At 63.6% G+C, this 18,386-nt stretch carries 15 protein-coding genes and 1 tRNA gene; 7 read left to right on the forward strand and 9 right to left on the reverse strand.

The annotated features are described in order from the left end of the window. Positions 1–68: 68 nt before the first annotated feature. The 5 genes from lpdA to X756_RS149725 form a co-directional block, all read right to left on the reverse strand. Positions 69–1,457, reverse strand: coding sequence for a dihydrolipoyl dehydrogenase (gene lpdA, locus X756_RS149745; protein WP_023692909.1), 1,389 nt, complete (start codon positions 1,455–1,457; stop codon positions 69–71). A gap of 235 nt (positions 1,458–1,692) precedes the next feature. Then, a complete protein-coding gene (locus tag X756_RS149740; protein ID WP_023730187.1) occupies positions 1,693–3,096 on the reverse strand; it encodes a dihydrolipoamide acetyltransferase family protein in 1,404 nt (467 codons plus the stop codon). Positions 3,097–3,098: 2 nt separating this feature from the next. Next, complete coding sequence (locus X756_RS149735; protein WP_023687603.1) at positions 3,099–4,112, reverse strand: alpha-ketoacid dehydrogenase subunit beta; 1,014 nt, start codon at positions 4,110–4,112, stop codon at positions 3,099–3,101. Positions 4,113–4,114: 2 nt separating this feature from the next. Further along, complete coding sequence (locus tag X756_RS149730; protein ID WP_023730188.1) at positions 4,115–5,347, reverse strand: 3-methyl-2-oxobutanoate dehydrogenase (2-methylpropanoyl-transferring) subunit alpha; 1,233 nt, start codon at positions 5,345–5,347, stop codon at positions 4,115–4,117. A gap of 497 nt (positions 5,348–5,844) precedes the next feature. Beyond that, the gene (locus tag X756_RS149725; protein ID WP_023730189.1) at positions 5,845–7,077 is read right to left on the reverse strand and encodes a sugar ABC transporter substrate-binding protein; all 1,233 of its coding nucleotides are present in this window, start codon (positions 7,075–7,077) and stop codon (positions 5,845–5,847) included. A gap of 177 nt (positions 7,078–7,254) precedes the next feature. Between X756_RS149725 and X756_RS149720 the strand changes: the two genes are divergently transcribed. The 3 genes from X756_RS149720 to X756_RS149710 are packed head-to-tail and all read left to right on the forward strand — an operon-like array spanning position 7,255 to position 10,027. After that, positions 7,255–8,025: an SDR family oxidoreductase gene (locus X756_RS149720; RefSeq protein WP_023704977.1), complete on the forward strand. Its 771-nt coding sequence runs from the start codon at positions 7,255–7,257 to the stop codon at positions 8,023–8,025. Positions 8,026–8,027: 2 nt separating this feature from the next. Beyond that, a complete protein-coding gene (gene ugpC / locus X756_RS149715; RefSeq protein WP_023730190.1) occupies positions 8,028–9,095 on the forward strand; it encodes a sn-glycerol-3-phosphate ABC transporter ATP-binding protein UgpC in 1,068 nt (355 codons plus the stop codon). A gap of 50 nt (positions 9,096–9,145) precedes the next feature. Next, a complete protein-coding gene (locus X756_RS149710) occupies positions 9,146–10,027 on the forward strand; it encodes a MurR/RpiR family transcriptional regulator (protein WP_023730191.1) in 882 nt (293 codons plus the stop codon). Between the two features lie 3 nt (positions 10,028–10,030). Here the strand turns inward: X756_RS149710 and X756_RS149705 are convergent, their stop codons facing one another. Next, the gene (locus X756_RS149705; RefSeq protein ID WP_023730192.1) at positions 10,031–10,345 is read right to left on the reverse strand and encodes a DUF167 family protein; all 315 of its coding nucleotides are present in this window, start codon (positions 10,343–10,345) and stop codon (positions 10,031–10,033) included. Positions 10,346–10,358: 13 nt separating this feature from the next. After that, the gene (locus X756_RS149700; RefSeq protein WP_023668602.1) at positions 10,359–10,649 is read right to left on the reverse strand and encodes a YggT family protein; all 291 of its coding nucleotides are present in this window, start codon (positions 10,647–10,649) and stop codon (positions 10,359–10,361) included. 148 nt (positions 10,650–10,797) lie between these two features. On the opposite strand from X756_RS149700, the gene X756_RS149695 reads away from it, so the two are divergent. Beyond that, positions 10,798–10,873, forward strand: a tRNA-Ala gene (locus tag X756_RS149695). 101 nt (positions 10,874–10,974) lie between these two features. Here X756_RS149695 and X756_RS149690 read toward each other — a convergent pair. Both X756_RS149690 and X756_RS149685 read right to left on the reverse strand, forming a co-directional pair. Then, positions 10,975–12,936, reverse strand: coding sequence for an acyltransferase family protein (locus X756_RS149690; protein ID WP_084569919.1), 1,962 nt, complete (start codon positions 12,934–12,936; stop codon positions 10,975–10,977). A gap of 103 nt (positions 12,937–13,039) precedes the next feature. Next, complete coding sequence (locus X756_RS149685) at positions 13,040–13,648, reverse strand: TetR/AcrR family transcriptional regulator (RefSeq protein WP_023730194.1); 609 nt, start codon at positions 13,646–13,648, stop codon at positions 13,040–13,042. Positions 13,649–13,755: 107 nt separating this feature from the next. Here X756_RS149685 and X756_RS149680 point away from each other — a divergent pair, with 107 nt between their 5' ends. From X756_RS149680 to X756_RS149670, 3 genes are all read left to right on the forward strand, one after another. Continuing rightward, positions 13,756–14,442, forward strand: a complete 687-nt coding sequence (locus X756_RS149680) for a PspA/IM30 family protein (RefSeq protein WP_023730195.1) — start codon at positions 13,756–13,758, stop codon at positions 14,440–14,442. Between the two features lie 111 nt (positions 14,443–14,553). After that, complete coding sequence (locus tag X756_RS149675; protein WP_023668598.1) at positions 14,554–14,841, forward strand: YiaA/YiaB family inner membrane protein; 288 nt, start codon at positions 14,554–14,556, stop codon at positions 14,839–14,841. 91 nt (positions 14,842–14,932) lie between these two features. Continuing rightward, a complete protein-coding gene (locus X756_RS149670; RefSeq protein ID WP_023730196.1) occupies positions 14,933–18,358 on the forward strand; it encodes an acyl-[ACP]--phospholipid O-acyltransferase in 3,426 nt (1,141 codons plus the stop codon). Positions 18,359–18,386 lie beyond the last annotated feature (28 nt).

Below are 18,386 nucleotides of genomic sequence, written 5' to 3' on the forward strand. Positions count from 1 at the left end.
GGCGAGGACCCCCACCCCGCTCCGCTACGCGGATCGACCCTCCCCACAAGGGGGAGGGTAAGCGCACTTCAAATATGCAGCGCGTGGCCCAGCGCCTTCAGCGCCGCTTCCTGGAAGCCTTCGCCTTGCGTCGGATGCGCATGGATGGTCCCGGCGATATCCTCCAGCCGCGCGCCCATTTCCAGCGCCAGGCCGAACGCCGCCGCCAGTTCCGACACGCCTTGCCCGACCGCCTGGATGCCCAGCACCAGATGGTTGTCCGCGCGGGCGGCAACACGAACAAACCCGTCCTCGCCGAGTTTCGTCATCGCCCGGCCGTTGGCGGCGAAGGGGAACTGGCCGATCTTGATTTCGCCTGAAGCCTTCGCCTCCTCCGGCGTTAGCCCTGCCGTCACCAGCTCCGGATCGGTGAAGCAGACGGCCGGGATCGAGCGCTTGTCCCAGCTGCGCTTGTGGCCGGCGACGATCTCGGCCACCATTTCGCCTTGCGCCATCGCCCGGTGCGCCAGCATCGGCTCGCCGGTGACGTCGCCAATGGCATAGATGCCACGCATCGAGGTGCGGCACTGGTCGTCGATCTTGATGAACTTGCCGGCCATGTCGAGATCGATCTGATCGAGGCCCCAGCCCTCCGTCACCGGCTTGCGGCCGACCGTGACCAGGATCTTGTCTGCCGCGATTTTGGTGCTCTTGCCGTCCGCGGTCTCGACCAGCAGCGCGTCGCCCTTGACCCCCTTGGCCTTGGCGCCAAGCATCACCTCGACGCCGAGCTGGGCCAGCCGTTTCACCACCGGCCGGGTCAGTTCCGCATCATACTGCGCCAGCACGCGCGGCAGCGCCTCGACCACGGTCACCGCGGCGCCCATTTTGGCGAACGCCATGCCGAGTTCCAGCCCGATATAGCCGCCGCCGACCACGGCGAGCTTTTTCGGCACCTCGCCGAGAGCCAGCGCTTCTGTGGATGAAATCACCGGGCCGCCGAACGGCAGGAACGGCAGTTCCACCGTCGCCGAGCCGGTGGCGATCACAACCGTTTCGGCGCGGATGATCTGGGTGCCGGTCTCGGTCTCGACCGCGACGGTCTTGCCGTCGCGGAACGTCGCCCAGCCATAGACGGTCTTGACCTTGGCCTTCTTCAGTAGCCCGGCAACGCCCCCGGTCAGCCGGCTAACAATGCCGTCCTTCCACGCAACCGTCTTGCCGAGATCGAGCACGGGCGCTGCTACCGAGATGCCGAGCGGACTGCTGCCGCCGGCCATATGCGCGACCTTCTCGAACTCTTCCGCCGCATGGATCATCGCCTTGGACGGGATGCAGCCGACATTGAGACAGGTGCCGCCCGGTTTGCCGGCTTCAACGATCACCGTATCGATGCCGAGCTGGCCGGCACGGATAGCGCAGACGTAGCCGCCGGGCCCGGCGCCGATGACTAGCAGCTTGCAGGAGATTTCTTTCATGGCGTGACCCTTTGATGCGAGGGAATGTTCCGTCGCGATCCTTCGCGCCCCCCTCTGTCCTGCCGGACATCTCCCCCTCTAGTGGGGAGATTGGACGCCACTTCGGGTTTCGCCAATCTTCCCGGTTGGATGAGCAGGTGAAGCGCCGAAACAGCCAATCTCCCCCCTTGAGGGGGAGATGCCTGGTAAGGCAGAGGGGGGCGCGGTCCCGCCGTCATCTCGGTCGTTCCGCCCCTCAATCCACAAATATCAGCGCTGGCGTCTCAATCAGCGCCTTGATCCGCTGCACAAACACCGCCGCATCCCAGCCGTCGACCACCCGGTGATCGAAGCTCGATGACAGGTTCATCATCTTGCGCGGGATGAACTGGGTGCCGTCCCAGACCGGCCGCACCATCATCTTGTTGACGCCAACGATCGCCACCTCAGGATGATTGATGACCGGCGTCGTCGCCACGCCGCCCATGGCGCCGAGCGAGGTGATGGTGATGGTCGATCCCGACAGCTCGTCGCGGCTGGCCGTGCCGGACTTCGCCGCTTCGGCCAGGCGGTTGAGCTCGGCCGCGCAATCCCAGAGGTCGCGCGCCTCGGCGTGCTTGACCACCGGCACCACCAGGCCCGACGGCGTCTGCGCGGCAATGCCGATATGGACGCCGCCATGCTGATGGATGATGCCGGCCTCGTCGTCGAACAGCGCGTTGATGTTGGGCTGGTCGGCAATCGCCTTGACCATCGCCCGCATCAGGAACGGCAGCAGCGTCAGCTTCGGCCTCTCCACACCCTTGCGCTTTTCCTTGTTGAGCGCCGCGCGCAACTCCTCAAGTGCTGTGACGTCGATCTCCTCGACATAGGTGATGTGCGGGATGCGTGACTTCGCCAGCGACATTTTTTCGGCGATCTTGCGCCGCAGTCCGATGACCTTGATATCCTCGACGCTGTCATTACGCGCCAGACCCGACGCCTTCGCTACCTGCGGTCCGCGTGCCAGGAATGCCTCGATATCTTCGTGGCTGATGCGGCCGGCAGGGCCGGTACCCGACACCTGGCGCAGATCGATCCCCGCCTCCTTCGCCCTGAGCCGGATGGCGGGCGACGCCAGGGGCTTTTCGCCCTCCGGGCGCGGCGCGCCGGAGGGTGCCGCACCTTTAGATGTCGGCGCAGCACCCCCACCCTTAGCCCCTCCCCACAAGGGGGAGGGGGATTCAGTCTCAGCTGCCCGTGCGCTTTTGGCTGCTGGTGCAGGTGGTGGCGACTTGGCGTCGGATTTCGTGGCCGAAACGCCTCCCTCTTGTGGGGGTCCGGAGGACGGGCGAAACCCGTGGCTCGCCCCGGCAGGGGTGGGGGTCGGTGCCGCCGTGACCTCTGACGATTTCGAGCCTTCGGCGACATTGCCCTCCCCCACCACTTTCAGCCGCACGATGGGCGAGCCGATCGCCACCGTGTCGCCGATCTCGGCGCCCAGCCACAGGATCTCGCCATCGACCGGCGAAGGTATTTCCACCGTCGCCTTGTCGGTCATCACGGCGGCGAGCAAAGCGTCCTCGCGCACGAGGTCGCCGACCTTGACGTGCCATTCCACCAGCTCCGCCTCGGCAACGCCTTCGCCGACATCGGGCAGCTTGATGATGTGTTCGCCCATCCCTAGGCTCCCATGGTTTCGAGAAGCGCGCGGCCGACACGGGCCGGCCCCGGGAAATAATCCCATTCCTGCGCATGCGGGTAGGGCGTGTCCCAACCGGTGACGCGCGCCACCGGCGCTTCCAGATGGTAGAAACAATTTTCCTGCACCAGCGCCGACAGCTCGGCGCCGAAGCCGGAGGTCAGTGTCGCCTCGTGCACGACGACGCAGCGTCCGGTCTTCTTCACCGAAGCGACTATCGCGTCGAGATCGAGCGGCAGCAGGGTCCGCAAATCGATGATCTCGGCATCGATGCCGGTTTCTTCCACGGCCGCCTGCGCGACATAGACCATGGTGCCGTAGGCGAGCACGGTGACGGCCGAGCCCGCCCGGCGGATCGCCGCCTTGCCGAGCGGCACCGTGTAATGGCCGTCGGCGACCTCGCCCAGTTCATGCTTCGACCATGGCGTCACCGGTCGGTCGTGATGGCCATCGAACGGTCCGTTATAGAGCCGCTTCGGCTCCAGAAAAATCACCGGATCGGGATCCTCGATCGCCGCGATCAGCAGCCCCTTGGCATCATGAGGATTGGACGGCACCACCGTCTTCAGCCCCGACACATGGGTGAACAGCGCTTCCGGGCTCTGGCTGTGCGTCTGGCCGCCAAAAATGCCGCCGCCGGTCGGCATGCGGACAACGATCGGGCAGGTGAAATCGCCGTTCGAGCGGTAGCGCAGGCGTGCTGCTTCCTGCGTCAGCTGGTCGTAAGCCGGGTACATGTAGTCGGCAAACTGAATTTCCACGCATGGCTTCAGCCCATAGGCGGCCATGCCGATGGCGGAGCCGACAATGCCGGATTCGTTGATCGGCGCATCGAAGCAGCGGCTCTTGCCGTACTTCGCTTGCAGGCCTGCCGTGCAGCGGAAGACACCCCCGAAGAAGCCGACATCCTCGCCATAGACGATGACGCGTTCGTCGCGCGCCATCGACACGTCCATGGCGTCGCGGATCGCCTCGATCATGGTCCGTCTCGGCATGGTCAGACTCCCGCCTGCTGGCGCTGGCGCCTGAGATGCGGCGGCATCTCGGCAAACACGCCCTCGAACATCTCGCGCGTCGACGGCTTGCCGCCGGCATGCAGCGTGCCGTGGCCTTCAGCTTCCTTCTGCGCCGCGATCACCGTCTCGAGGATTTCCGCTTCGGCCTGGGCGTGACGCTCGTCCGACCAGACGCCGCGTTGGATCAGATGGTTCTTCAGCCGCATCACCGGATCGCCGAGCGGCCAGGCGTCGGATTCCGTCTTCGGCCGATAGGCCGACGGATCGTCCGAGCTCGAATGCGCGCCGGCACGGTAGGTGACATATTCGATCAGCGTCGGCCCGAGATTCTGCCGCGCCCGCTCCGCCGCCCATTTGGCCACGGCATGCACGGCGAGATAATCATTGCCGTCGACGCGCAGCGCCGGAATGCCGAAGCCGAGGCCGCGCGCGGCAAAGGTGCCGGAGCCGCCACGCGCAATGCCTTGAAACGTCGAGATCGCCCACTGGTTGTTGACGACGTTGAGGATGACCGGCGCCTTGTACGTCGAGGCGAACACCAGTGCGGAATGGAAATCGGATTCGGCCGTCGAGCCGTCGCCGATCCACGCCGCCGCGATTTTCGAATCGTTGCTGATAGCGGAAGCCATCGCCCAGCCGACCGCCTGGATGTATTGCGTCGCCAGATTGCCGGAGATCGAGAAGAAGCCGTGCTCCTTCGACGAATACATGATCGGCAATTGCCGCCCTTTGAGCGGATCGGCCTCGTTGGAATAGATCTGGTTCATCATCGTGACCATCGGATAGCCGTCGGCTATGAGCAGGCCGGCTTGCCGATAGGTCGGGAAATTCATGTCGCCCGGCATCAGCGCCTTGCGGAAAGCGCAGCTCACCGCCTCTTCGCCCAGATGCTGCATGTAGAACGAAGTCTTGCCCTGGCGCTGCGCCATCTGCATGCGCGCATCGAAGCTGCGCAGCGTCATCATGTGGCGCAACCCCTCGAGCAGCTCCTCGTCGGTGAGCAGCCCGGCCCACGGCCCGACCGCCTCACCGGTGCGGTTGAGCACACGGATGATCGAAAACGCCATGTCGCGGATGGTGCGCGGATCGACATTGATGTCCGGTCGCGGTACCGAGCCGGCCTTGGGGATAGGCACGTTGGAGAAGTCGGGCGTTCCGCCCGGCCGCACTTCCGGCTCCGGCACATGAAACCGCAACATCCCAGCATCGGTCATGACCATGGTCCTCCCATTTGCCTGGCGTCGATATTTGCACATCCGCGCGCCCGGCACAGCGCCAATTCATGGGGCGCCGAAACCGATCCGGCGTCCCGGCCGGCAGGCGACCGCAAGATGCAGATATGTCGGCGAAATTTCTTGTCGATGTTGGGGAGCGGCGCGCAATTAGGCGCAAAGTTTTGCAGGATTTCCGGCAGATAGTCACTTCACAGCCTCCGGGAGAGATGAAGGAACCAAGGTCGGCGAACTTGCGCTTTCCTCTCCCCCGTCGATCGGGGGAGAGCTGTCGAGCGAAGCTCGACGGAGTGGGGGTCGACCCTTGGGCGCTAGGCAACGCTTGAGATAGTGCCCTTCGTTTGTCCGTTCGCGGCGATTGCCAGGTGGTTCCCCCACTCCGTCTCGGCTTCGCCGAGCCACCTCTCCCCCCTCCGGAGGGAGAGGAAAGTGTGGCGCGCCCCGATCTCTGGGGCGCGCCGGGCGCAGGGAGATACGCCCTATTTCTTGATCACGGCGTTGGCCTTGGCAGCCGCTTCCTTCAAGCCTGCCTCGGGGTCGCCGCCGAGATAGATCTTCTGCATGGCATCCGAGGTGATCTGGGCGACTTCTTCCCAGCCGGGGATGACCGGTGCAAAGCGAGCGTCGGGCAGCAGCGCGGTGAACGCTGCCAGATCGGCATTGTTGACGTAATAGTCCATCTTGGCCTCTTCCTTGTTCACCGGCAGGAAGCCTTCGCCTTGCGTGAACTTGGCGCGCTGTTCGGTGGTGAACAGGAAGTCGAGCAGCTTCCAGGCCTCATCCTTGTTCTTGGAATTCTTGAACATGATGATGGAATCGGTGACGCCGTACGTGCCGCGCGCGCCGGTCGGTCCGGCGGGGATAGCGGCCACGCCATATTTCAGGTTCGGCGCCTCGTCCTTGATCTGGTTGGACAGGAAGGGCGCGGTGATCATCATGCCGACCTTGCCCTGCTTGAACAGGTTCTGGACGTCCTCGCGGTTGTTGGAGGTGACGCCGGGTTCCGTCAGGCCTTCGTCGATCATCGACTTGTAGAGCTTGGCGGCTTCGAGCGCGCCCGGCGTGCCGAGGCCCGACGTGCCATCCTTGTTGAGAATCTCGGTGCCTTGCGACCACATCGCATAATAATAATAGACGTCGGTCTCGATCTCCTTGCCCTGCAGGCCGAAGCCGAACGTGCCGGTGCCCAGTGCCTTGATCTTGCGCGCATCCTCCTGCAACTCGGTCCAGGTTGCCGGCGGGTTAGCGATTCCGGCCTTCTCGAACAATTCCTTGTTGTAGTACATGGCGCGCGCCGAGGCCGCGATCGGCAGGCCGTAGGTCTTGCCCTCCATGATCGAGGGCGACAGGAAGGTGTCGATGAAGCGGTCCTTGAACTCCGGCTTGATATAGCCGTCGAGCGGCTCGGCGACATCCTGCTGGACGAAATCGATCAGCCAGCGGGTGCCGATGATCGACAGGTCGGCATTGGTGCCGGCCGTGATGTCGGTGGTCAGCTTCTGCAGCAGCACGTCCCACGGCACAACTTCGAACTTGACGGTGATACCCGGGTTGGCTGCCTCGAATTCCTTTTTCACCGCTTCGAAATACGGGCCGGTCTTTGCGCTGTATTCGGCGACGGTTACGCGCACCTCGCCGGCATCTGCCTGCGCGGCCAGGGCGAGCAGGCTCATTCCGGCCATCAGGCCGACAGTCCATTTTGCAAGCTTCATTCGATCTCTCCCATTTGATTGCGCCTGCGCTCTTGCGGCTTCCAGGCGGCCAAGGCTTTATGTGACTTTCCTACATTATCCGTGATTTCACGCTGTGCAAGCGGATTATCCTGTTGCTTAATTACATTTGTTAAAATAGCGTTTCCGACTATCGTAGATCCCAGGGAGGCGCGCAGGGTGGTTTCAACGGCCGAATTCGCGGGCAAGACCGTGCTGGTGACCGGCGCCGGCGGCGGGCTCGGCTCGGCTATTGTGGCGCTGCTAGCCGAACGAGGCGCGCGGGTCGTCGGCTGCGACCAGTCGCAAGATGCGTTGCGCAGCCCACACCTGGCGTCGCGTCACGCCTTCGACCTCCTCGACCGGGCTTCCATCGAGGCGGCGATACCAGCGATCCTTGAGAAAGATGGCGTTCCCGACATGCTGATCAACAATGCCGGCTGGACGCGCGCAGAGACGCTTGCCGCATTGACACCTGATAAGATTGAGCACGAGCTCGACCTCAATCTGACCGGGGTGATGCTGTTCGCCGATCCACTGATCAAGGCAATGGCCGCGCGCGGTTCGGGCAGCGTCGTCTTCATCTCTTCCGTCAACGCCATCGCCCACTTCGGCAACCCGGCCTATGCCGCAGCCAAAGCCGGCATCAATGCCTATGCCAAAGCGATCGCTGTGGAACTCGGCCGCAACGGGCTGCGCGCCAATGTCGTCTGCCCCGGCTCGATCCGCACCGCCGCATGGGACCATCGGCTGGCCAAGAACCCGGATGTTCTCGGCAAGCTCAAGCGGCTCTATCCGCTCGGCCGCATCGTCGACGCCACGGAAGTGGCCGAAGCGGTGGCCTTCCTTGTTTCGGATCGCGCATCGGGGATAACCGGCGCGGTGGTGCCGGTCGACGCCGGACTGACCGCCGGCTTCCTGCCCTTCATCGACGACATATTGGGAGCCTGACAATGACCGATGTCGAGTTCCGCGACCTGTCGAAATCCTTCGGACGCCATAAGATCCTCGAAAACATCAGCCTCGACATCAAGAGCGGCGAGTTCGTCGTGCTGGTCGGCCCTTCCGGCTGCGGCAAGTCGACCTTGCTGCGCATGCTGGCCGGGCTGGAGCCGATCACCTCAGGCGACCTCTTGATCGGCGGCGTGCGCGCCAACGATTTGCCGCCACAGCAGCGTAACATCGCGATGGTCTTCCAGTCCTATGCGCTGTTTCCGCACCTGAAAGCGGCCGACAATATCGGCTTTGGCCCAAAGATTCGCGGCGAAAGCCGCACGGCAATCGACGCCAAGGTGAAAAAGGCCTCTGGCGTCCTCAACCTGTTCTCCTATCTCGACCGCTATCCCCGGGAGTTGTCGGGCGGCCAGCGCCAGCGCGTCGCAATGGGCCGCGCCATCGTGCGCGAACCCTCGGTGTTCCTGTTCGACGAGCCGCTCAGCAATCTCGACGCGCAATTGCGCGTGCAGATGCGCACCGAGATCAAGGCGCTGCACCAGCGGCTGAAATCGACCATCGTCTATGTCACCCACGACCAGATCGAGGCCATGACCATGGCCGACCGCATCGTGGTGATGGACCGCGGCAAGATCCAGCAGGTCGGCGCACCGCTGGAGCTCTACGACCGTCCCGCCAACAAATTCGTCGCCTCCTTCATCGGCTCGCCGTCGATGAGTTTTGTCTCCGGCGCCCTGAAGACGACGCCCGAGAAAAGCTGGTTCGAATCGGCCGGCGGAGGGCGACTGGCGCTCGGCAGCAAGACGGTGCCGGCTGGCAGCACGGTCGAGGCCGGCATACGGCCCGAACACTTCGTCATCGGCGAGGCTGTCGACGCGATGGCGATCAAGGTCGATGTCGTCGAGCCGACCGGCTCGGAAACCCATGTCTATGGCGCGATCGGCGCCGACACGGTGCGCGCCGTGTTCCGCGATCGGATACAGGTCAAGCCGGGTGAAATGCTGCCGGTCTCGGTCGCGCCTGCAAACATCCATCTGTTCGACACGGCGACAGGCCTGCCGCTATGAGAGCGCCGGCATGAAAACGAAAACACCACGATGAAGACGACAACCCAGAAATGAAAACGCCGGCCGACATCATCACGCGCCTGCAGCTGATGTCGCAGGACGGCACCAAATCGGACCGCCGCCTGGCCGGCCTCGTGCTGACCGATCTCGACTTCGCCTCAAAGGCGGCAATCTCGGAAATCGCCGCGCGCGTCGGCGTCAGCGAGCCGACGGTCACCCGTTTCTGCCGCAATCTCGGCTGCGAGGGTCTGCGCGATTTCAAATTCTACCTGGCGCAGGCGATCGCCATTGGCGGCCAGTATCTGTCGCCCGAACCGCTGAACCGCGACGCGCGCGAGCAGCGCATTGCGTCGGCCATCACCGAAGCGGCAATCGCCGCCCTCCAGCGCGCCAGCGAAAACCTCGACATGAAGACGCTGGTGGGCGTGGCCGCGCGCATCGTCAGTTCGGGCAATGTGCTGTGCATCGGCTCCGGCGGCATTTCCTCGATGATGGCGACCGAGATGCAGAACCGGCTGTTTCGGCTCGGCGTGCCGGTGCTGGCGCAGATCGACGGGCAATTGCAGCGCATGTATGCCGCGGTTGCCACATCGGAGACGACGCTGATCGCGTTCTCGGTGTCCGGCTATGCGCGCTCGGTGATCGACGCCGTTCAGGTGGCCCAGCAATATGGCGCCACCACCATCGCCGTAACCCCGCCGGAATCAGCGCTCGCCAAGGCCGCCGATACCGTCATCCAGTTCCAGTCGCTGGAAGACGGCAACATCTACAAGCCGACCTCGTCGCGCTATGCGCTGCTGTCGATCGTCGACATGATCGTCACCTCCGTGGCCGAAACGCGCGGACCCAGGGTTCTCGAAAACCTGCGCCGCATCAAGCAGAGCGTGAACACGCTGAAGGTCGACGATCCGAAGCTGCCGCTGGGGGATTGAGGATTATCCGGCGGCCAGTGCCTCGATGCTCTTCACCAGCGTCGATGGTTCGCCAACCACACGCACCGTCTTCAGCCGCGCCGTGCCGCCTGCAATGACCGACACGACCGATGCCGGAACGCCCAGCGCCTTGGCCACCAGCCGTTCCAGCGCCGCATTGGCCGCGCCATTCTCCGGCACGGCGCGCACGCGCGCCTTCAAATGGCTGCGCCCGTCGGCCGATTTTTCGGCGCCTCCGAGCCTGTCCACGGAAGACTTCGGCGTCAGCCGGATAAACAGGTCGATGCCGTCGGCGCGCAAGTGGAATGGCGCGTTCATGCCATCGTCGGGTTCACAGGACCAGCGGCGCTATCGTGGTGAGAATGAGCTGCCTGAGGAAGAACAGGAGCAGAAGCAGGATGATCGGCGAGATGTCGACGCCGCCAAGGTCGGGCATGAACCGACGGATCGGCCGCAGCGCCGGCTCGGTCAGCCGGTAGAGCATGTTGCCGATGCTGCCGACGAACTGATTGCGCGAGTTGACGACGTTGAACGCATAGAGCCAGGAAAAGATCGCCGAGGCGATGATGACCCACCAGTACAGGTCCAGCGCCATGACGATTGTTTGAATGAGGGCGAGCATGCCGGTCTCCGATTGTTGCCGACATGTAGCCATTGCGCGCGAAACCGGCAAGGGCCGGTCGCCTACAAGCTCCGGGCACAAGGGATTTCGGCAAAACCCCGCCTTGACAGGAAACCGCAGCCTTCGATAAATGCGCCATCCGCTGGACGGGGCTGTAGCTCAGCTGGGAGAGCGCGTCGTTCGCAATGACGAGGTCAGGAGTTCGATCCTCCTCAGCTCCACCAGCGGAATTTCCATTTCCTTGCTCGTCCCGAAAAATATCTGGACTCTGTGCCTGCTGGAGCAACTTGGGAAAGCGCGTGGCCCTTTCGCTTTGGGAATCGCATCAGAGGCCGAGCCTGGGGGCGAGATAAGGCGCGAGCGCAAGCGAATAGGTGGCCGTCAAATGACCGGTGTCGCGCCAGACGATCATATTGCCGACGACCGCCGGGCATAGTTCCGGTCCGCACAAAGCGTCAGTCATATCGACGACGCGCACGTTTTTCTGACCCTCCGCGGCAAGCGCCAACAGGTTGTTGAGCTCGGCGTCGCTTCTTTTGGTGAAGCATTTTGCGGGCGTGGCGCTCAGGCAATCGCCGGGTTCGAATCGCATCAAGGGCGTGTTGCGGATGACGATGATCTGCGGACCTGCCTCGGTCAGTTCGCTCCAGACATTGCGCAGCCCCTCGATCATCAGGTCATCCGGAACCGATCCGGCGTTGGACTGGCTGGTGATGACGGCGAGCGGCCTGAGCTTTAAAATCTCAGCCAGCACTTTCTCCCTCCACTCGTAGCAAGATGGATACGGCTTGCCGTCCGACTTGGTGGGCGCACGCGCGAATGCGCAGGCGGATTTCGAGAAAGAAACCAGCTTGTATTTGCGGTCCCTGGCGATCTTGTTCAAGGCTGGACCCCATTGGGCAGCGTGGGAATCGCCAACGAGGACGATGGTTTTCGGGCCGGCGGGGTCGCCCAGCACGCATCCCACCGGTTTTGCGCCTTTGAGGTTCTGCTGACATCCCGCCGAGAACAACCTCGACACATCCCGCCTTAGCCTGGCCAGCGGCGGCAGGAGGTCCACATCGTCCGGAACCGCGGCGCCGGTCAGCAAGGCGGCAGGCCCGGGATAGGCCGGCGTGCCGATCAGCGTAATGTCGGTGCGTTGCGTCGTCACGAAATGCAGCAGCCCCTCCGATGCCGCCACGCATGCCAGGACAGCGATGGTGCCGTACCCCAGCGGCTTCCACCAGGCACCCCGGGATTGCCGGCAGGGTTGTTCGACATAGCGATAAGACAGGTCCGACAGGACCACGGTCACCGCAATCAGGCCGGCACCACTGGCAAAGGTCAGCGAAAAGCCCTGTCCTAGGAAGAATGTGATCAACGGCCAATGCCAGAGATAGATCGAATAGGACCTATCGCCGATGAACCGAAGCGGCCACAAATCGAGCCCACGAAACCGACCGGCTTGGACTTCGCCAGCCAGGATGATGAGCACGGTGGCCAGGGTTGGCAGCAACGCACTGAGGCCAGGGAACGGTGTCGCCGCTGAAAACAGAAGAGCGGAGGCAAGGATGCCGGCGGTGCCGGCAAGCGCCATCACCCGGCTTGCACCCGCGCCCAGGCGGAACCGGTGCTCGCCAAGCACCAGCAGGCCGCCCAACGCCAATTCCCACAGGCGTGTATGGCTGACGAAATAGGCCTGTGCCGAATCCGTTTTCGTCAGGATGACCGAGGCGGCCAGCGATGCCAGGAAAACGAGCGACAATGTCGTCGCCAGGCATCGTCGCAAGGAGAGATGCCATCGCCGCGCCAGCCAGATCACGCCGATCATGAGCACCGGCCAGACGATGTAGAACTGCTCTTCTATGGAAAGCGACCAGTAATGCTGCACCGGCGTCGGCAGATTGTCGGCGTCGAGATAGCTGACTGCCTCGTGGGCCAGACGCCAGTTCTCGACATAGAGCGCGCTGGCCAGGATCTGGTTGGCCGTTTCCTCCCAGCGCGCCTTGGAAATGAACAGCAGCGTACCGAGCAGCGTCACCAATAGCACCAGGATCGCTGCTGGCAGGAGCCGGCGGATTCGTCGCGAATAGAATTCGATCAGCGAGACGCGACCGTCGCGCAGCGCCATCTGCGCCAGCAGCCCGGTGATCAGATAGCCAGAGATGACGAAAAAGACGTCGACACCGATATATCCGCCGGGAAGAGCATGGGGCCACAGGTGAAAGACGACCACCAGAGCGACGGCCAGTCCGCGCAACCCTTGTATTTCGGGTCGAAACCGACGGTTCTGATCGATTGTCACCGGGTATCCCCCAACAGTCTCAGCCGGCCTGGATCAACCGGCAGTCCGCGCCACGATCTTCATAAGGGCAGAGTGCCGTGAGGCAAGAGCCGATCGCAGCAGTTCATTCCCTTTCCGTCTCCAGTCCGCTCACCAGCGTGTCGACGAAACCCAGCAGCTCACTTTCGAGGTCGGTGGACGCCAGGCCAATGAAACGGTCTTCGAGCGAGATGGCGACGATCCCATGCACGGCGGAGAACAGCGTGCGCGCGCGGGCCAAAAGCTCCGGCGTTGCCGCCGCCGGGAGCAGCTGGGCCAGCGGCTCAACCAGATGCTGGACCAGCACCGCATGTTCGGCCAGATGCCATTCGGGCACCGCCACGCCTGGCGCCATACTGTGCTCGAACAGCGCCTTCCACGCCATGCGGTTGTCGCGGGCGAAGCCGAGATAGGCCTTGGCCAGCGCCTTCAGCCTTGCCCTAGGCTCGGCGACGCCGGTCGCCTCTTGCTGCAGGGCCGCCCCCAGCCTGGCCAGTGTGATCGAATTGACGTGCAGGATGAGCTCGTCCAGGTCGGCGAAGGCGGTGTAGAGCGCGCCCAGCGCGCAGCCGGCATCGGCCGTGATGTCGCGCGCACGCAGACCGGCGAGCCCCGAGGACTGGATGCGCGCTTGCGCGGCCTCGATCAGCCTGCCTTTGAGGTCCTCGCGTTTGGCGTCCCGTTTTGCGGTCATTAACCTTCTCTTATGCGCAATCATGAACACCGTTCATTTTCTCCTTGAACGCCGTTCACAATGTGCTACTTTGCCTCATGAACAACGTTCATAGAGGAGAAACGGAAATGTTGAAACAGTTTTTTGCTCTCGTTCGCGGCCGAAGCTACGAAGCCGCCGAGGCGGTCGTCGACCGCAACGCGCTGATAATCCTGCGCCAGCAGATCCGCGATTGCGCCGACGCTATCGCGGCCGCCCGCCGGGCGGTTGCAATTGCCATCGCCCAGAACGAACAGGAAGTCGCGCAGTACAAGAAGCTTGTCCTCCGCATCGACGATTTGGAGAAGCGCACGATCGCCGCGATCGAGCAGGGACAGAATGAACTGGCCCGCGAAGCCGCCGAAACCATCGCCATGCTGGAAGCCGAACGCGACGCCTCCGCCGAGGCGCAGAAAAGCTTCGGCACCGAGATTGAGCGTCTCAAGCGGATTATCCGCGTCTCCGAAATGCGCCTGCGCGAATTGCAGCGCGGCCAGCGCATCGTTGCCGCGGTCGACTCGACCCAGCGCCTGCGAGAAAGCGCGCCCGGCTCCAGCCTGTCGGCGCTCAGGGACGCCGAGGAGACGCTGCTGCGCCTGCGCACCAGGCAAAAGCAGATCGACGACACCGCGGCCGCCATGGCCGAGATGGAACAGTCGGGCGATCCTGCCGCGGTCTCAGAGAAGCTTGCGGCCGTCGGCTGCGGCGCGCCGCTGAGAAGCAGCGCCGACGCCGTGCTCGAACGGCTCACGAAGACCATGACCAAGCCGGCCTGATCGTACCCGGCCTGATTGTTATCCAGTCTGATTGTATCCGGCCTGATTGTATCCAGCCTGAAACAGACCCACGCCCAACCAACCTAACCTCGAAACGAAAGGACCATATCGATGACCCCGAACACCTATTCCCCCAAGGACTCAAGCGCCTGGAAGACCTTCACCATGGCCAGTTTCGCCGTTGCCGCCACAATGATGGCCGGCGGCATCTACTTCATGGAGGCGAGCTTCGCCGCCAAGGGGTTTTATGCCATGGCCGCCATCATGCTCGTGCACACCTCGATCACCATCACCAAGACGCTGCGCGACTCGGAAGAGGCAAGCCGCTTCATCAACCGGCTGGAAGACGCCAAGACCGAGAAGTTGCTGATGGAAGTCAGCCGCAGTAACGAAGTGTAACCTGGTTCCCGCTAAACAAGGCTCAACGCGCAAGACCGCTGATCGATCCAGCCAGGATTTTAATCGGTCTTGCCCAATGGAAGTCGCCGCTATGGAAATCGCCCCGATCAACCGACCGACAGCTCATCTGATGACGTCCAGGCGCTTTGCGCCCTTGTTCTGGACGCAGTTCCTGTCCGCCTTCAACGATAATTTCCTCAAGAACACGCTGGTGTTCCTTATTCTGTTCACGCTGGCGGCGGACCAGGCGGCATCACTGGTCACCTTGGCGGGCGCCGTCTTCATGGCCCCCTTCCTGCTCCTGTCGGCGCTCGGCGGCGAGCTCGCCGACCGCTTCGACAAGGCTCTCATAGCCAAGCGTCTGAAATTCGCCGAGATCGCCGCGGCGGGTGTCTCCGTCGTCGGCATCGCCCTGTCGTCCATTCCCGTGCTGATGACGGCGCTGTTGATGTTCGGCATCATCTCGGCGCTGTTCGGACCGATCAAATACGGCATCCTGCCCGATCACCTCGAACGCAAGGAACTGCCCAAGGCCAACGCCTGGATCGAGTCAGCCACGTTTGCCGCGATTCTCGGCGGCACCATAGCCGGCGGCGTCGTTTCCGCCGATGGCATCGGCGTCGCGGTGTTCGGACCGATCATGATGGCGCTCGCCGTCGGTTGCTGGCTCGTCAGCCGCTACATCCCGTCCACCGGTTCGGCGGCGCCCGACCTTGTCATCGACAAGAACATCTTCCGCTCGACCTGGCGCCAGGTCGCCGAATTGCGCACCGACACGCGCATCTGGCGCGCCGGCCTGATGACGTCGTGGTTCTGGCTGATCGGCGCCATCGTGCTCTCGCTCCTGCCGGTGCTGATCAAGGATTCGCTCGGCGGCAACGAAATGGCCGTCACCGTCTACCTCGCCGTGTTCGCCGTCTCGATCGCCATCGGTTCGGCCATCGCCGCCTGGATGTCGCAGGGCCGCATCGTGCTGTTGCCGGCACCGGTCGGCACGGCGCTGCTCGCCCTGTTCGGCCTGCATCTCGCCTGGACCATCTCCGGCATGACGCCGTCGCCCCAGGCGGAAACCCTTGGCGCGTTCTTCGCCGGCCCAAACACGGTCCGCGTCGCCATCGACCTCGCCGGCATGGCCATTGCAGCCGCTTTCCTGGTGGTGCCGACCTTCGCCGCCGTGCAGGCCTGGTCGCCCGAAGCGCGGCGCGCCCGGGTCGTCGCCGCCGTCAGTATCGTCAATGCCGGCTTCATGACTGGCGGCGGCATCATCATGGCCCTGATCCAGACGAAGGTCTCGACCGGCAGCATCCTGTTCGGCCTCGTCGCGGCCAATGCGATTGCCGCCTGTCTGATGCTGAAATATTTGCCGACGAACCCCTTCCGTGACTTCGTCTCCATCCTGTTCCGCGCTTTCCTGCGCCTCGAAGTCAAGGGCATGGAAAACCTCAAGGCGGCCGGCAAGGCGCCGATCCTGGCGCTCAACCATGTCAGCTTCCTCGACGGTCCGCTCGCCTTGACGCTGACCGATGAGGAGCCGGTCTTCGCCATCGACTACACCATTGCCCAGGCTTGGTGGATGAAGCCGTTCATGAAACTTGCCCGCGCTTTGCCGCTCAACCCGGCCAAGCCGATGTCGACCCGCACGCTGATCAAGATCGTGCAGGGCGGCGACCCGCTGGTGATCTTCCCGGAGGGACGCATCACCGTGACCGGCGGCCTGATGAAGGTCTATGACGGCGCCGCCATGGTTGCCGACAAGACCGGCTCGATGGTTGTGCCGGTGCGCATCGACGGGCTGGAGAAGACCTACTTCTCGCGGCTGAGCTCGCAGCATGTGCGCCGCCGCCTGTTCCCGAAGGTCAAGGTGACCATTCTGGAACCGGTCAAGCTCGAGGTGCCGCAGGAGCTGAAGGGCCGCAAGCGCCGCGCCGCGGCGGGTTCCGCGCTCTACCAGGTGATGTCGGATCTCGCTTTCCGCACCCAGGACATAGACAAGACCGTACTGGAAAAGATCATCGAGACGGCGAACGAACGCGGCATGAAACAGCTCGCAGTTCAGGATCCGGTCACCGGTTCTCTCAGCTACAGCAAGCTGCTCACGGCTGCCGCCGTGCTTGGTGAGAAGTTCCAGAACCTTTATGCCGACCAGCAGACGCTGGGCATCATGCTGCCCAACGCCAACGGCTCTTGCGCGACGCTGCTCGGCGTCATGTCCGCCGGCAAGGTTCCGGCGATGATGAACTTCACCGCAGGTGCTGCCAATATTCTGTCCGCCTGCAAGGCCGCCGAAGTCCGCACCGTGCTGACGTCCCGCGCGTTCGTCGAACAGGCAAAGCTCGGCGCTGTAGTCGAGGAACTCGGTCGCTCGGTCGACATCGTGTGGCTCGACGATCTCAGAAAGACCATCAGTCTCAAGGATAAGCTGCTCGGCTTGCTGCGCAAGTCGACGCCGCGCGCGAAACGCAAGCCCGGCGATGCGGCGGTGATCCTGTTCACCTCGGGTTCGGAAGGCTCGCCGAAGGGCGTCGTTCTGACCCACCGCAACATCCTGGCCAACGCCGCCCAGGCGGCGTCGCGTATCGACTTCCATTCGGGCGACAAGGTGTTCAACGTGCTGCCGATCTTCCACTCCTTCGGCATGACCGCGGGCACGGTGCTGCCGTTGATCTCCGGCGTGCCGGTCTATTTCTACCCCTCGCCGCTGCACTACCGCCTCGTGCCGGAACTGATCTACGGCTCGAACGCGACGATCATCTTCGGCACCGACACCTTCCTCTCCGGCTATGCGCGCACCGCGCACCCCTACGACTTCCGCTCGATACGCTATTGTTTTGCCGGCGCGGAACCGGTCAAGACAGCGACGCGCATGACCTATATGGAGAAGTTCGGCCTACGCATCCTCGAGGGCTACGGCGTCACCGAGACGGCGCCGGTGATCTCCATCAACACGCCGATGTACAATCGCTCTGGAACCGTCGGCAAGATCATGCCCGGCATGGAATACCGCCTCGATCCGGTCCCCGGCGTCGACGAAGGCGGCCGGCTGTTCGTGCGCGGCCCCAATGTCATGGCCGGTTATCTCCGGGCCGAGAAGCCCGGCGTGCTCGAACCGCTGGAGGACGGCTGGCATGATACGGGCGACGTCGTCGCTATCGACGAAGGCGGCTTCATCACCATTCGCGGCCGCGCCAAGCGCTTCGCCAAGATCGGCGGCGAGATGATCTCGCTCGCCGCTGTCGAAGCGCTGGCCGGCGAATTGTGGAAGGGCTCGCTGTCGGCGGTCGCCACGGTGCCCGACGCGCGCAAAGGCGAAAAGCTGATCCTCATCACTGAGGCATCCGGCGCCACACGAGCGGAATTCCTCGCCTACGCCAAGGCCAACGGCGCCATGGACCTGATGGTCCCGGCCGAAGTGCGGGTGGTCTCAAAGGTACCGGTCCTTGGCTCCGGCAAGCTCGACTTCGCCGCCGTGACAAAAATGGTGCGCGACGAAGAAGCCTCGAAGACCAAGGCCGCCTGACCCGGCTACGGCAACGGGCCGACGCAAG

This window comes from Mesorhizobium sp. LNJC405B00 (assembly GCF_000502615.1).
Classification (GTDB): Bacteria; Pseudomonadota; Alphaproteobacteria; order Rhizobiales; family Rhizobiaceae; genus Mesorhizobium.

Bases quoted from the DNA above. Each gene is read 5' to 3' on its own strand.
- lpdA (WP_023692909.1), bottom strand. From the start codon at position 1,457: ATGAAAGAAATCTCCTGCAAGCTGCTAGTCATCGGCGCCGGGCCCGGC.
- X756_RS149740 (WP_023730187.1), bottom strand. From the start codon at position 3,096: ATGGGCGAACACATCATCAAGCTGCCCGATGTCGGCGAAGGCGTTGCC.
- X756_RS149735 (WP_023687603.1), bottom strand. From the start codon at position 4,112: ATGCCGAGACGGACCATGATCGAGGCGATCCGCGACGCCATGGACGTG.
- X756_RS149730 (WP_023730188.1), bottom strand. From the start codon at position 5,347: ATGACCGATGCTGGGATGTTGCGGTTTCATGTGCCGGAGCCGGAAGTG.
- X756_RS149725 (WP_023730189.1), bottom strand. From the start codon at position 7,077: ATGAAGCTTGCAAAATGGACTGTCGGCCTGATGGCCGGAATGAGCCTG.
- ugpC (WP_023730190.1), top strand. From the start codon at position 8,028: ATGACCGATGTCGAGTTCCGCGACCTGTCGAAATCCTTCGGACGCCAT.
- X756_RS149710 (WP_023730191.1), top strand. From the start codon at position 9,146: ATGAAAACGCCGGCCGACATCATCACGCGCCTGCAGCTGATGTCGCAG.
- X756_RS149705 (WP_023730192.1), bottom strand. From the start codon at position 10,345: ATGAACGCGCCATTCCACTTGCGCGCCGACGGCATCGACCTGTTTATC.
- X756_RS149700 (WP_023668602.1), bottom strand. From the start codon at position 10,649: ATGCTCGCCCTCATTCAAACAATCGTCATGGCGCTGGACCTGTACTGG.
- X756_RS149685 (WP_023730194.1), bottom strand. From the start codon at position 13,648: ATGACCGCAAAACGGGACGCCAAACGCGAGGACCTCAAAGGCAGGCTG.
- X756_RS149680 (WP_023730195.1), top strand. From the start codon at position 13,756: ATGTTGAAACAGTTTTTTGCTCTCGTTCGCGGCCGAAGCTACGAAGCC.
- X756_RS149675 (WP_023668598.1), top strand. From the start codon at position 14,554: ATGACCCCGAACACCTATTCCCCCAAGGACTCAAGCGCCTGGAAGACC.
- X756_RS149670 (WP_023730196.1), top strand. From the start codon at position 14,933: ATGGAAATCGCCCCGATCAACCGACCGACAGCTCATCTGATGACGTCC.